Origin of the sequence: Labrys neptuniae (assembly GCF_040797145.1) — a bacterium.
Classification (GTDB): Bacteria; Pseudomonadota; Alphaproteobacteria; order Rhizobiales; family Labraceae; genus Labrys; species Labrys neptuniae.
The window spans coordinates 378,535-391,053 of record NZ_JBFNQD010000002.1 but is presented as its reverse complement, the minus strand read 5'-3'; the positions used below and the strand labels follow the sequence as shown (position 1 = coordinate 391,053).

Sequence of the window (12,519 nt, the reverse complement as noted above, 5' to 3'; positions counted from 1 at the left end):
TTCCCGCTGCTAAAGCATTTGCGATTTGGTGGAATCACCAGGAATCGCAAAAACGTTTTGGAACAAGGAGTTAGAGTAAATAAGCGTTCACGCTTGAACACGCTTTGCTCCAGAGAAAGTGCGACTTCCCGCAATCGCACTTTCTCCCTAACCCGCTGTCTTGACGCCACGGACAATAGCGGGAAGGTCGGGGAAGGCGATTACCTGCCGGGTAATCGCCGAGCGCCGTGCGAGCGGGCAGGATCGGGGCCACTCAACCCGGAGGAACCGCCATGACCGCACCTTTCGTCGAGATTGCCGACGGCCACCGCCTTTTCGTTCGCGACTGGGGCCGGGGCGCTCCCGTACTGCTGCTCGCCGGCTGGGCGATGGATTCCAGTGTGTGGGCCGACACCATGACCGGGCTCAACGCCCAGGGCCTGCGTACCATCGCCTATGACCGCCGCGGCCATGGCCGTTCGAGCGATCCCGGCAGCGTCGATTTCGATGGGCTGGCCGACGACCTTGCCGCGGTGATCACCCAGCTCGATCTCTCCGACCTCACCGTGGTTGCCCATTCCTGTGCGGCCGGCGAAGTGCTGCGCTATATCGGCCGCCATGGTGCCGAACGAATCGGGCGCATCGTCATGGTCGGAGCACAAGGTCCATGCCTGCCCGCCGGGCCAGGCAACGAACAGGGCATTCCCAGGGTAGCCATCGAGGCCCTGATGGCCGAACTTGCCGACAATCTGCGGGCCTGGCTCGATGCCAATATCGAACCCTTCGCGCCCGGGGCCGACCAACGCACGCTGGACCGGCTGATCGCCGGCGTGTTCGCCTGTTCGCGTCGCGTCCTGCTCGATCTCCAGCGCGAGATCGTGGAGACGGATTTGCGCGAAGAAGCCGCCGCCCTCAGAGTGCCCGTCACCCTGATCCATGGCGACCGCGACGCCTCGGCGCCGCTGGACCTCACCGGCAAGCGCTATGCTGCCCTGATTCCGGGCGCGGATCTGCTGGTCTATGAGGGCATCGCCCATGGCGTGATGGTGACCCACGCCGCCCGCCTCGCCCGGGACATCGCCAGCATCGCCGCGCGGCTCAGGCCTCTGGCAGCCTGATCTCGCCTATTTCTGCGGCTGCAGGCAATTCGGCGGAAGCGCCGGATTGCCGAACCAGATCTCGAAGGTGTTGGGGCGCGAATCACGGGCCCCGCTCCAGCTCGTCGACAGGTCCTTGGCGGTGAGCTGCAGGCCGACGGTGGCAAACAGTTCGGCCAAGGCCTCCGCGCGCTTGCGATCGGACGCCTTGAAATAGCGTAGCTCGTGCGTCTCGCCCGACCATTTGGCCAGCACAACCGACGGGAAGGTGATGGCCGATTTGTCGCCGTCCTTCATCTCGTCGAGCAGGATGCCGGCGCAGGGGCGCTGGCTATCATTGAGGGCATGCACGAAGACCCGGCTCGGCAGGCGGGCGGTGGCCTCCTCATAGGCCGACTTCACCGAATTGTTGACCAGAGACGCCTTCTGCACCGCGCTCTCCAGCAAAGGCAGCAGATCGCGGTCGGAAGAGGAATTGGCGTAGTCGAGCTGGGCGGTGATGAACTCCACCGGCACCTTGTCGTTCTTGAGGAGATATTCGAACATGGCGACGCCATATTTGCGCTTCTCCGGCGCGGCATCGGTCATCAGGTCGATCATGGTGCGCAGATCGGCGAGATTTTGCTGCCAGCGCGTGTAATACCAGCCGATTCCGGCCACGGTGAGCGGAATCAGAGCGGTCGACAGGAGCTGCGGCAGGATCTCACGCCAGGGGCGAGGCAGCGACATTGGGGGACTCCGAGGAGAGTTCCCTGCTTAGCGCCGAATCGGCACGCCAGCCATGGCCGCCGGGGAGCAGGCACGCGTCGCCCACAGGATCCGCGTGCCCGATTGGGGGATGATACGATCGTACCGCGCCGGACCATCCCGGGGGCCACGGGCGGAACTATGTTTTCCGCCAAAGACGAGGAAAGAGCCGGTCTCAGACGACGCTGAGGCGGACGTCGAGATTCGTGCGGGTCGCTTCCGAATAGGGGCAGACGATGTGGGCCTTGGCGACGAGATCCTCGGCGCGGGCATGCTCGATGCCCGGCAGGGCGACGGCAAGAGCGACATCAAGGCCGAAACCGGCGCCATCGTCACGCGGGCCGATGCCGACCGTGGCGGTGACGCTGGCGTCCTCGGGAAGGGCGACCTTTTCCTTGCCGGCCACGAAGCGCAGCGCGCCCATGAAGCAGGCGGCATAGCCGGTGGCAAACAATTGCTCGGGGTTGGTGCCAGGGCCGCCGGCGCCGCCCAGCTCCTTGGGCAGATCGAGCTTGACCGAGAAATGGCCATCCACGGTACCGGAACGGCCGCCGTCACGGCCATTGTGATCGGAACGGGCAGCGGTGGTGTAGAGAACCTTCATGACAGAACTCCCTTCGAGGGTTGAACACGGCGATATATATCGCACACATTTATATCGTACGCGATATTTATTTTGGCAACCGAGACGATTTTTATCGGGAAAGCTTGCGAAAATGATTCTGCCTCCCTGTCGCGTGCGATATGATTCGCATCTGACAGCCGCCGGCCATGTCCTGCAGCCGGCTTCGCGACGAATGAAAGTGCGTCACGCATTTGCTGACATCCAGACGTTGCGTCACATGCATTGCGCCAGAGGAGGCACCGATGGAACCGTCTTCCAACGAGTTTACGCCACTGCTCCTGCAGAACCAGCTTTGCTTTGCGCTCTACGCCGCCAACAATGCCTTTGGCCGCTCCTACAAGCCCCTGCTCGACCCGCTCGGCCTGACCTATCCGCAATATCTGGTCATGCTCTGCCTGTGGGAGCGCGACGGCCTCAAGGTCGGCGAGATCGGCGCCCGGCTCTTCCTGGAAACCAACACGCTGACCCCCTTGCTCAAGCGCCTGGAGGCAGCGGGGCTGCTCAAGCGCCGGCGCGACAGCCATGATGAGCGCCAGGTCCGCATCTCCCTGACTGCCGAGGGCAAGGCCCTGCGCGAGAAGGCCCGGGCCGTACCGGCCCAGATCACCGCGACCACCGGCCTCGAAGCCGGCCAGGCCGGTGCCCTCAAGGACTGGCTGGAATGGCTACGCGAGGCCCTCGACCTGCACCAGAAACAGGAAAGCGACGCCGCCTGAGGCGGCATCTGCTCAGCCTTCGCCGCCAGTCTTGCGCCACACCAGGATCGCCGCGGCGAGGTCCTCCAGCGCGCTGCCGATCGACTTGAACAGCGTCAATGATTCGCCCGATGCCCGGCCGCCATGGTTGCCACGGGCGAGATCGGCGAGAGTGGCCTGGATATCGTCCCGGCCGATGATACCGGCCCTGAGGGCGAGCGCGATGTCGCCGCCTTCGGTCAGGGCACTCGGCGTGTCGATGAACAGGTCGCTGGTGCGCACGGCCTCGTCATCGGCCTCGCGCATCTGCAGATTGAAGGCGCCGACCAGATCCAGATGCATGCCCGGCCGCAGCCAGGCGCCCTTGACCAAGGGCAGATTCGACAACGTAGCGCAGGAAACCAGGTCGGCCGTGCGCACCGCCCGTTCGAGATCCGGCTCGTAGCGGGCCGCGATCCCCTGGAGCGCAAGGTCCTCCGCCAGCTTTTCCGCACGCTCCGCCCGGTGGTTCCAGATCGCTACATCGCCGATCGGCCTCTGGCTGGCGTGGGCCCGGATGAGGAAAGGTGCCAGCGCCCCTGCCCCGACCATGGCGAGGCGGCTCGCCTCCGGGCGGGCGAGATAGGAGGCAGCGAGCCCGGAGGCGGCAGCCGTGCGCCAATGGGTCAGCCGGGTGCCGTCCATCGCGGCCAGCGGCGCTCCAGTCTCTCCCGACATCAGCACATAGGTGCCGAGCACGGCCGGCAGGCCGCGGGCGCCATTGGCCGGGAACACATTCACCAGTTTCGTGCCCAAATAAGCGCCCGGCCCCGGTGCGTTGCCGCTCCAGGATGGCATGATCAGGGCGGTGGCCGCATCGGCGCCGTGTCCGATTTCGAAATGCTGGCGCGGCGGCGTGACGAAGTCGGCGGCAAAGGCCGCGCGCAATGCCTCGATCAGGTCGGGAAAACTGAGAAGGCCATCGATCTCATCGGCCGTGATGACACGCATGGCTGTTTCGCCCAAGGCAACGAGAAAGGTCCGGCCGTGTGGCCGGCAGCAGCCATTATAACCGATCCGGCTGCGGGAAGCAGGCAGGATCCGATGAAGGGGGGCCGAGAGCGGACGGGAAGGTCTGCTCTCGCGGCAGGCGCGTCAGAACGGCACGCTCGATGGCAGGACGGCGTGGCTGTCACGCGATTCGGCCGCGGGAGTCGCCTGGCTGCGCAGCCGGTCGAGCTCGTTGCGATGGCGTTCCGCCTCGACCTGGGCAACCCGTGCGGCACGGCGAAAACGGCTCTGCTTCAGCCAGACCGTGATGCCGCCGATCAGCATGCCGATGACCAGGACCCCGAACAGAATCAGGAACATCGGCAGATGCAGCGTGCTGGCTTCAGCCCCCGGTGCGCTGGGGTCGTAGGAGAGCGCGACGCCTTCGGCGATCCACTGCTTGTTTGCGATGGCAAAGGCCGCCATCACGATCAAGGCCAGGACCAGGATGAAATAGTAGAATAGGCGCTTCATGGCCTGCCCCGCTCCGGCATGATCGCAAAAGCCTCCTGCGATTTCCCGGCATCGCCAGGAATCACGAAGACGCATCCAAACAGAGAGTTAGAGCAAACGAGCATTCTCGCCAAGGCGCGCTTTGCTCTCGGTCAGGCCGTCGACTTGTTCAGCCGCAGCCGCATGTCCTTGCCGGTCTTGAAGAACGGCACGAATTTCTCGTCCACCGGCACATGCGCGCCGGTGCGAGGATTACGACCGATACGAGCGGGACGCGACTTGACCGAAAAGGCTCCGAAGCCACGCAGCTCGACGCGATCGCCCTTGGCCATCGCATTGACGATCTCGTCGAGGATGGCATTGACGATGTTCTCGATGTCGCGCTGATAGAGGTGCGGATTGGCTTCCGCAATCTTCAGAACCAGTTCGGATTTGATCATTTTCGTTCCCGTCAGTCGCCGGTCTTGTGAAGTTATGTTCGCTCGACGCGAATCGCGTCCAAGCTTCCCTTACAGCATGATGCGGATCGAACCCAAAAGCTCCCCCGCCCTTCGTCCTGGCTAGACACCCTACGCTGGTCCGGACAGACCGTGAGACACGAGTGGCTCAAGGGTGCCAAACCGAAACAAGCCCGTCAAGCGCAGCCGGAGGCGTTTCAGGCGCGGAGCGGATGGCATCGCCCAGGCTGGCGAGGCCGACACTGTCGGCAAGCCAGGCCAGGCCCGTGCGCGCAAAGGGGAAGGAGGAAGTGGTGGAAGGCTTGTCCCAATCCTCGACCGGCAGCGCCTTCATGCCCGGCTTGTCCTTGCCGAGCCAGGCAATCGCCGTGGCCTCGTCACCCATCTCGTCGACGAGCTTGAGATCGAGCGCCTGCTTGCCGGTGAAGACGCGCCCATCGGAGACAGCGGCAAGGCCGGCATCGTCGAAGTTGCGACGGTCCTTCACCAGGTTCTTGAACCAGCCATAGGTGTCGTTGACCACCGAGGCGAGGGCGGCCCGTGCCTCGGGGCTGGTCGGGGTGAATCCGTCCGGCGCCGCCTTGAGCGGGGACGACTTCACCGCTTCGACGCTGACGCCGATGCTGTCGAGCAGCTTGGAGACATTGGGATATTGCACCAGCACGCCGATCGAGCCGACCAGGGATGAACGCCGGGCCACGATATGGTCGGTGCCGACGGCGGCCATATAGGCGGCGGACGCCCCCAGCCCATCGATGAAGGCCACGGTCGGCTTGCTGGCCGAGAGCTTGCGCAGGCCGTCATAGAGTGCCTCGCCGCCGGAGGTCGTGCCGCCGGGCGAATTGATGCGCACGATCACGGCCTGGGCCTGCGACTGGGCGATCTGATCGAACAGCTTGAGGTTGGCGGTCTGGTCGCCGACGAAGCCGTCGAGTTTGATGCGGGCGATATGCGGGCTGCGATGCTGCAGGGCACTTGTGCCCGCAATGGCGAGATAGGCCACCACCAATGCAATGGCCAGGAACAGGAACGCCAGCACGCGCCAGACGGAGAGCTTGCGGCGCAGGACACGCCTGTCGACCAGGAGATCGGTCTCTAGGGACATGGAGGTATACCCTTGGGGAAATCGGCCCGAAACCTAGCCGAGCGACGAGGCCGCGGCAAGGCGAGCAATTGGGAAGCGGGACTTCGGACCCGCCTGGCACGACAGTTGCGTTTGTCCAAAGGGAAAGGGATTTGGAGTGAAGATGGCAACTGCAGTGCTGGGATCACGACGCCCGTTGGAAGGTCGGGCGGGTCCAAAGACCCGCCCCCAAACCAGCTACACCAGCATCACGAATTTGAGGTCGGGACGCGTCGTCGGATTGAGGGTGATCTGCTGGAATTCGAGCGCGCCGAGCACGGGATGATTGAATCGCCGAAGCCCGCCTTCACGACCGATCACGCTGTGGATCGGCCAGGCTTGCGCGAAAAAGGGGCTTCGCGCCGCCAGGCTGCCGACCAGGGCCTGCATCGCCTCCTCCTCGATATGATGGCCATAGTCGATGCGGAACTCGGCGATCACCCGCCGGGCCCGTCCTTCCCAATCCTCGATCAGGTTCCGGGCCGCAGGACTGAGGAAGATGTAGGCGAGGAGATTGCGGTCATGGTCGCCATCGAGCCAACCGGTGAAGAGTTCGGCGGCGCGTGCGTTCCAGCCGAGTGCGTTCCACAGATGATCGAGCAGATAAGCGGGGCCGGCAATCGTCTCGAGGGCGGCGAGCAGCGCCGGCGAGGCCGCCGGCTCAGCCTCGGCGCTGGCCTGCGGATCGCGCTTGCCGGCGAGATCGAAGAGATAGGCCCGCTCGGCGGGTGAGAAATTCAGGACATTGGCGAGCCGGCCCAAGGCGTGGGCCGAGAGCGAAATATCCCGTCCCTGCTCCAACCAGGTGTACCATGTGGTCGAAAGCCCGGCGAGCTGGGCGACTTCCTCGCGCCGCAGGCCCGGTGTGCGCCGTCGCGCCCCGCCCTGCAGGCCGAAGAGATCGGGGGTGAGCCGGGCGCGCTGGGACCGCAGGAATTCGCCGAGCTGCTGGCGGCGTGCCTGATCCGACTCCGTTGTCATGGCAACTTTCATACCAGGATAAAAAAGGATCTGGTACCAGTGTAAATCAGAACCTAGAGACGTTCCAGTGTGTTCCGGTCCGCGATGTTCCAGTCGATAGAGCATTGCCCGGAAATCACTGAAGCACCGCCCTTGTCATGCCCGGGCTTGACCCGGGCATCCAGAGGCCCTGCTTTCGACATCCGGGGCAGGAACCGGATTGCCGGGTCAAGCCCGGCAATGACAAAGGTCGAGCCAATTCGATTCGTTTATCGACGGAAGAACCCCAAGGAGGACAGAGTCATGGCCCGATCGGCCACCCTGGAAAATCTGGTCAGCAGCCAGTTCGGCTCGCAGGCCGCCGCCTATGTCGCCAGTCCCGTCCATGCCAGGGGGGAAGATCTCAGGCTGGTGGCCGACGAGATTGCTGCCACCCGTCCCGAACGCGTGCTGGATCTGGGCTGCGGCGGCGGCCATGTCAGCTTCGCGGCCGCCCCGGTCGCCACCGAGGTCATCGCCTACGACCTCTCCTCGGAAATGCTGGCGGCGGTCGCCGAGGAAGCCGCCAAGCGTGGCTTTGCCAACATCGCCACCCACCAGGGTACGGTCGAGCAGTTGCCTTTCGCCGACACCAGCTTCGACATGGTGCTGAGCCGCTATTCGGCCCATCACTGGGGTGACGTCCCGGCCGCCTTGCGCGAGGCCTTCCGCGTGTTGAAGCCGGGCGGCAGGCTGGTGATGGCCGACGCCGTCGCGCCGGTACGCACCGTCTGCGATACCTTCCTGCAAGCGTTCGAGATGCTGCGCGATCCTTCCCATGTGCGCGACTACTCGATCCGGGAATGGCAGGCCATGCTCGCCGCCACCGGCTTCACGGTGCGGGCGACCACGCCCGGGCACCAGCCCCTGGAGTTTTCCTCCTGGATCGCCCGCATGCGTACCCCGCCGGTCTTCGTCGAGGCCATCCGTGCCCTGCAGGCGGCGATGTCGGAGGAAGTGCGCCAGCACTTTGCCATTGAGGCCGACGGTTCCTTCGTCCTCGACAATGCGGTCTTCGTGGCGCAGCGCTAGGCTTTCCGCCCTGTCAGCCAGTGCTCGCCCGCCCCCTGCGGTATCGGTTCCCATCGATGAGGGGCCGATACCGCAGGTCTTCATCGGAACATCGTTCCTAAAAAAAACCCACCTCCCCCGTCATCGCAGGAAGCTGTAAACTGCGCGAGAAGGCCGTGCGCATCGTCGGCCCGGAGGGAGGGATGCCATGGCCTTGCTGACCGGCGGCTGCGAATGCGGGGCGATCCGCTATGAGGCGCGGGAGGCGCCCTTCGATGCCGGCTGGTGCCATTGCCGCATCTGCCAGCGTATTTCCGGCGCGCCCGCTCAGCCCTGGGCGCTGTTTGCCGCCGGGGCCTTCGCCTATGTGAAGGGCGATCCGCGCGTCTATCATTCCTCCAGCTTCGGGGAACGGCATTTTTGCGGCGATTGCGGTGCCTCGCTCGGCTTCCGGCTCCGCGAAAATCCGACCGAGATCAGCATCAATGCCGGCACGCTCGACGATCCCTCGCTGGCGGCGCCGCGCAAGCATATCTGGACACGTAGCCAGGTTTCCTGGTTCGCCACGGCGGACGACCTGCCGACATTCCTGGAATACGAGCCGGAAAAGGACGGCTAGAGGCACGATTGCGCCGTTACTTGCCGGCTGCGCCATTGCCGCGCCCCCCTCTCCTGTGATATTGCGGCGCAAAATCCGACAGACGATCCTCTTTTTGACGCGGCCCGATGCCATCGGCTCAAGCGTTGTGCGATTTGGTGGAACGTCGGGAATCGTGCAGTCGCTTTAGCCAAACCATCGGATTGGCTTGGAAACAACGAGTTGGGGCAGAAGAGCGTTCCGTCTAGACGCACTTGGCCACAGCCCAGGAACCCGGTTTAACCTATGCAACTTCGCAATATCGCCATCATCGCCCACGTCGACCATGGCAAGACCACGCTGGTCGACCAGCTGCTGCGGCAGTCCGGCGCCTTCCGCGACAACCAGCGCGTGGCCGAGCGCGTGATGGATTCGAACGATCTCGAAAAGGAACGCGGCATCACCATCCTGGCCAAGGCCACATCGGTGGTGTGGAAGGATACCCGCATCAACATCGTCGACACCCCCGGCCACGCCGATTTCGGCGGCGAGGTCGAGCGCATCCTCAATATGGTCGATGGCGCCATCGTGCTGGTCGACGCCGCCGAAGGACCGATGCCCCAGACCAAGTTCGTGGTGGCAAAGGCCCTCAAGATCGGCCTCAAGCCGATCGTCGCCATCAACAAGGTCGACAAGCCCGACGCCCGCACCACCGAGGTGATCAACGAGGTGTTCGACCTGTTCGCCGCGCTCGACGCCACCGACGAACAGCTCGACTTCCCCATCCTCTACGGCTCGGGCAAGCAGGGCTGGATGGGCAATTCGCCGGACGCCGACCAGAGCGCCGGCATGGCTCCGCTGTTCGACCTGGTGCTCAAGCATGTCGCCCAGCCCACCGTCGAGCCCGGCCCCTTCCGCATGCTCGCCACCATCCTGGAAGCCAATCCCTATCTCGGCCGCGTGCTCACCGGCCGCATCTCCTCGGGCACGCTGAAGCCGAACATGGCGATCAAGGCGATGTCGCGTGACGGCAAGGTGATCGAGCAGGGGCGCGTCTCCAAGGTGCTCGCCTTCCGCGGCATCGAGCGCCAGCCGGTCGAGGAAGCCGAGGCGGGCGACATCGTCGCCATTGCCGGCCTGACCCAGGGCACCGTGGCCGATACCTTCTGCGCGCTCGAAGTCACCGAGCCGCTGCAGGCCCAGCCGATCGACCCGCCGACCGTGTCGATGACCTTCACCGTCAACGATTCCCCGCTCGCCGGCACCGAGGGCGACAAGGTCACCAGCCGCGTCATCCGCGACCGCCTGCTCAAGGAGGCCGAGGGCAATGTCGCGCTGAAGATCGAGGAATCTGCCGACAAGGACTCGTTCATCGTCTCCGGCCGCGGCGAACTCCAGCTCGCCATCCTGATCGAGGTGATGCGCCGCGAGGGCTTCGAGCTCGGCGTCTCCCGTCCGCGCGTCGTCTTCCAGAAGGACGAGACCACCGGCGAGACCCTGGAGCCGATCGAGGAAGTGGTGATCGACGTCGACGAGGAGTTCTCCGGCGCCGTGGTGCAGAAGATGTCGGAGCGCAAGGCCGAGATGATCGAGATGCGCCCCTCCGGCGGTAACCGCCAGCGCCTGGTCTTCCACGCCCCGACCCGCGGCTTGATCGGCTATCAGAACGAGCTGCTCACCGACACCAAGGGCACCGCCGTGCTCAACCGCCTGTTCCATGCCTACGCCCCCTTCAAGGGCGAGGTGGCCGGCCGCCGCAACGGCGTCCTGATCTCCACCGATGCCGGCGAGGCCGTGGCCTATGCGCTGTGGAACCTGGAAGATCGCGGCCCGATGATGATCGAGCCCGGCTGGAAGGTCTATCAGGGCATGATCGTGGGCGAGCATACCCGCGAGAACGACCTGGAAGTGAACGTGCTCAAGGGCAAGAAGCTCTCCAACGTCCGCGCCGCCGGCAAGGACGAGGCCGTGCGCCTGACGCCGCCGATCCGCATGACGCTGGAAAAGTCGATCGCCTGGATCCAGGACGACGAGCTCCTGGAAGTCACGCCGAAGTCGATCCGCCTGCGCAAGGCCATCCTCGATCCCAACGAGCGCAAGAAGGCCGATCGTGCCAAGGATGCGGCTGCGTAAGAGCCGACGAACGAATTCTGAAAGGGCCGGCCTCAGCACCGGCCCTTTTTGTTTGCGAAGATGGGTTTTGGAGCGCGGACATCTTGTCCGCTCTTGGAAACGCTGTATCTGCAGGAGAGAAAGAGGCGAACATCGCGACATGCAAGCATGTCGCTGAGATGTCCGCGCTCCAAAAAAACCGCCGGCCTGGCGGCCGGCGGGTGCAATGAGGTCTCTCGCGGATCAAGTTCGTGCCGCGTCAACGGCATGGGACGAAGCTCACAGCTCCTTTTGTCGAGATTGTGGCCAGCTTCGCTGATTATCCCCGCTATTCACAGTCTCACGCAACCGGCGTCCAGATCACCTGGTCGATGCGGGATGCGCCCGTCGCCAGCATGGCGAGCCGGTCGAAGCCCAGCGCGATGCCGCTGGCCTGCGGCATGATGGCGAGAGCCGCCAGGAAATCCTCGTCGATCGGATAGCGTTCGCCATAGACGCGCTCCTTCTCGTCCATCTCCGCCTGGAAGCGGCGGCGCTGCTCGTCGGGGTCGGTCAACTCGCCAAAGGCATTGGCGAGTTCCACGCCGCAGGCATAGAGCTCGAAGCGCTCTGATACGCGCGGATCATCGGCGGTACGGCGGGCGAGCGCCGCTTCCACGCTCGGATAATCGTGGAGGATGGTGGCTCGTCCCTGGCCGAGATGGGGCTCGATCTTCTGCACCAGCACGCCGGAATAGATGTCGGACCAGGTATCGTCGGCAGCAACTCGCAAGCCCGCCCGAACGGCGGCGTGGGCCAAGGCGTCGCGATCGCTGCCGCCGTCCCGATCGAGCGTCGCCAAGAGATCGATGCCGGCAAAGCGCTCGAAGGCCTCGGCGACGCCGAGCCTCTCGGGTTCGGCGAAGGGGTCCGTCTCCACGCCGCGATAGCGGAAGCACTTCTGGCCGCCGGTTTCGGCAGCCAGCGCCAGCAGGCGGGCGCAATCTTCCATCAGTTTTTGATAGGGCTCGCCGCTGCGATACCATTCCAGCATGGTGAATTCGGGCGAATGGGTGCCCGTGCGTTCGCGATTGCGGAAGACCTTGGCGAAGGTGAACAGGCGCTCTTCCCCAGCCGCCAGCAGCTTCTTGCAGGCGAATTCCGGCGAGGTGTGCAGATAGAACCGGCGTACCGAAAGATCGGCATCGATCAGGTCGGTGGCAAAGGCATGCAGATGTGCCTCGTTGCCGGGCGAGACCTGCAGGATTGACGTGTCGACCTCGGTGAAATCTTCAGCCATGAAGAAACCGCGCAGCGCCGTCATCAGCCGGTTGCGCCCGATCAGGAAAGGCCGACGATCCTGATGGGCCGATGGCTGCCACCAGGGGGTAGGGACGGAAGGCATGGCAGATTCTCCGTGAATACGAGCACAACTCCCCTTTGGGGAGAGTGGAACCGCAGATCTTCGCCTGCGAACTGACCCGAGGCTCAATAGAAAAGGCGCCACTTGCCTTCTCCACGAAGTGGGGAAGGTGTCATTTCGAAGAAATGACGGATGGGGTGTGGAGAGCAATGCACCGACGGTGACAAGATTGCACGACCGTTGTGCAGGCCTTGAAAACATATAGCGTTGCC

At 64.3% G+C, this 12,519-nt stretch carries 13 protein-coding genes; 5 read left to right on the top strand and 8 right to left on the bottom strand.

Annotated features, from left to right (window positions below; genetic code table 11):
• The first annotated feature begins 272 nt into the window (after positions 1-272).
• On the top strand, positions 273-1,097 hold the full coding sequence (locus ABXS05_RS09085) for an alpha/beta fold hydrolase (RefSeq protein WP_367623660.1): 825 nt from the start codon (positions 273-275) through the stop codon (positions 1,095-1,097).
• A gap of 6 nt (positions 1,098-1,103) precedes the next feature.
• Here ABXS05_RS09085 and ABXS05_RS09080 read toward each other — a convergent pair whose 3' ends face one another.
• Positions 1,104-1,805, bottom strand: coding sequence for a hypothetical protein (locus ABXS05_RS09080; RefSeq protein ID WP_311939873.1), 702 nt, complete (start codon positions 1,803-1,805; stop codon positions 1,104-1,106).
• 193 nt (positions 1,806-1,998) lie between these two features.
• Positions 1,999-2,427: an organic hydroperoxide resistance protein gene (locus tag ABXS05_RS09075; protein WP_367623659.1), complete on the bottom strand. Its 429-nt coding sequence runs from the start codon at positions 2,425-2,427 to the stop codon at positions 1,999-2,001.
• Positions 2,428-2,690: 263 nt separating this feature from the next.
• Between ABXS05_RS09075 and ABXS05_RS09070 the strand changes: the two genes are divergently transcribed.
• Positions 2,691-3,164, top strand: coding sequence for a MarR family winged helix-turn-helix transcriptional regulator (locus ABXS05_RS09070; RefSeq protein ID WP_311939877.1), 474 nt, complete (start codon positions 2,691-2,693; stop codon positions 3,162-3,164).
• A gap of 12 nt (positions 3,165-3,176) precedes the next feature.
• Here the strand turns inward: ABXS05_RS09070 and lhpI are convergent, their stop codons facing one another.
• The 5 genes from lhpI to ABXS05_RS09045 all read right to left on the bottom strand — a co-directional run bounded on the left by lhpI (position 3,177) and on the right by ABXS05_RS09045 (position 7,187).
• Complete coding sequence (gene lhpI, locus ABXS05_RS09065) at positions 3,177-4,133, bottom strand: bifunctional Delta(1)-pyrroline-2-carboxylate/Delta(1)-piperideine-2-carboxylate reductase (protein WP_367623658.1); 957 nt, start codon at positions 4,131-4,133, stop codon at positions 3,177-3,179.
• 144 nt (positions 4,134-4,277) lie between these two features.
• Entirely contained in the window at positions 4,278-4,646 is a 369-nt protein-coding gene (locus ABXS05_RS09060; RefSeq protein ID WP_311939881.1) for a LapA family protein, read from the bottom strand.
• Positions 4,647-4,777: 131 nt separating this feature from the next.
• Positions 4,778-5,065 carry an integration host factor subunit beta gene (gene ihfB, locus ABXS05_RS09055; RefSeq protein WP_311939883.1) on the bottom strand — a complete coding sequence of 96 codons (288 nt, stop codon included), beginning with the start codon at positions 5,063-5,065 and terminating at the stop codon, positions 4,778-4,780.
• A gap of 166 nt (positions 5,066-5,231) precedes the next feature.
• A complete protein-coding gene (sppA, locus tag ABXS05_RS09050) occupies positions 5,232-6,188 on the bottom strand; it encodes a signal peptide peptidase SppA (RefSeq protein ID WP_311939884.1) in 957 nt (318 codons plus the stop codon).
• 216 nt (positions 6,189-6,404) lie between these two features.
• The gene (locus tag ABXS05_RS09045; protein ID WP_311939886.1) at positions 6,405-7,187 is read right to left on the bottom strand and encodes a helix-turn-helix transcriptional regulator; all 783 of its coding nucleotides are present in this window, start codon (positions 7,185-7,187) and stop codon (positions 6,405-6,407) included.
• 84 nt (positions 7,188-7,271) lie between these two features.
• Here ABXS05_RS09045 and ABXS05_RS09040 point away from each other — a divergent pair, with 84 nt between their 5' ends.
• The 3 genes from ABXS05_RS09040 (at position 7,272) to typA (ending at position 10,926) form a co-directional block, all read left to right on the top strand.
• A complete protein-coding gene (locus ABXS05_RS09040) occupies positions 7,272-8,237 on the top strand; it encodes a class I SAM-dependent methyltransferase (protein ID WP_367623657.1) in 966 nt (321 codons plus the stop codon).
• A gap of 187 nt (positions 8,238-8,424) precedes the next feature.
• Complete coding sequence (locus ABXS05_RS09035; RefSeq protein WP_311939889.1) at positions 8,425-8,835, top strand: GFA family protein; 411 nt, start codon at positions 8,425-8,427, stop codon at positions 8,833-8,835.
• A gap of 264 nt (positions 8,836-9,099) precedes the next feature.
• On the top strand, positions 9,100-10,926 hold the full coding sequence (gene typA / locus ABXS05_RS09030; RefSeq protein ID WP_367623656.1) for a translational GTPase TypA: 1,827 nt from the start codon (positions 9,100-9,102) through the stop codon (positions 10,924-10,926).
• Positions 10,927-11,245: 319 nt separating this feature from the next.
• Here typA and epmA read toward each other — a convergent pair whose 3' ends face one another.
• Complete coding sequence (epmA, locus tag ABXS05_RS09025) at positions 11,246-12,289, bottom strand: EF-P lysine aminoacylase EpmA (protein WP_367623655.1); 1,044 nt, start codon at positions 12,287-12,289, stop codon at positions 11,246-11,248.
• Between the last annotated feature and the right edge of the window lie 230 nt (positions 12,290-12,519).

Excerpts from the sequence above, each read along its gene's own strand:
- typA (WP_367623656.1), top strand. The coding sequence starts at position 9,100 with ATGCAACTTCGCAATATCGCCATCATCGCCCACGTCGACCATGGCAAG.
- epmA (WP_367623655.1), bottom strand. The coding sequence starts at position 12,289 with ATGCCTTCCGTCCCTACCCCCTGGTGGCAGCCATCGGCCCATCAGGAT.
- ABXS05_RS09045 (WP_311939886.1), bottom strand. The coding sequence starts at position 7,187 with ATGACAACGGAGTCGGATCAGGCACGCCGCCAGCAGCTCGGCGAATTC.
- ABXS05_RS09040 (WP_367623657.1), top strand. The coding sequence starts at position 7,272 with ATGTTCCAGTCGATAGAGCATTGCCCGGAAATCACTGAAGCACCGCCC.
- sppA (WP_311939884.1), bottom strand. The coding sequence starts at position 6,188 with ATGTCCCTAGAGACCGATCTCCTGGTCGACAGGCGTGTCCTGCGCCGC.
- ABXS05_RS09085 (WP_367623660.1), top strand. The coding sequence starts at position 273 with ATGACCGCACCTTTCGTCGAGATTGCCGACGGCCACCGCCTTTTCGTT.
- ABXS05_RS09080 (WP_311939873.1), bottom strand. The coding sequence starts at position 1,805 with ATGTCGCTGCCTCGCCCCTGGCGTGAGATCCTGCCGCAGCTCCTGTCG.
- ABXS05_RS09070 (WP_311939877.1), top strand. The coding sequence starts at position 2,691 with ATGGAACCGTCTTCCAACGAGTTTACGCCACTGCTCCTGCAGAACCAG.
- lhpI (WP_367623658.1), bottom strand. The coding sequence starts at position 4,133 with ATGCGTGTCATCACGGCCGATGAGATCGATGGCCTTCTCAGTTTTCCC.
- ihfB (WP_311939883.1), bottom strand. The coding sequence starts at position 5,065 with ATGATCAAATCCGAACTGGTTCTGAAGATTGCGGAAGCCAATCCGCAC.
- ABXS05_RS09035 (WP_311939889.1), top strand. The coding sequence starts at position 8,425 with ATGGCCTTGCTGACCGGCGGCTGCGAATGCGGGGCGATCCGCTATGAG.
- ABXS05_RS09075 (WP_367623659.1), bottom strand. The coding sequence starts at position 2,427 with ATGAAGGTTCTCTACACCACCGCTGCCCGTTCCGATCACAATGGCCGT.
- ABXS05_RS09060 (WP_311939881.1), bottom strand. The coding sequence starts at position 4,646 with ATGAAGCGCCTATTCTACTATTTCATCCTGGTCCTGGCCTTGATCGTG.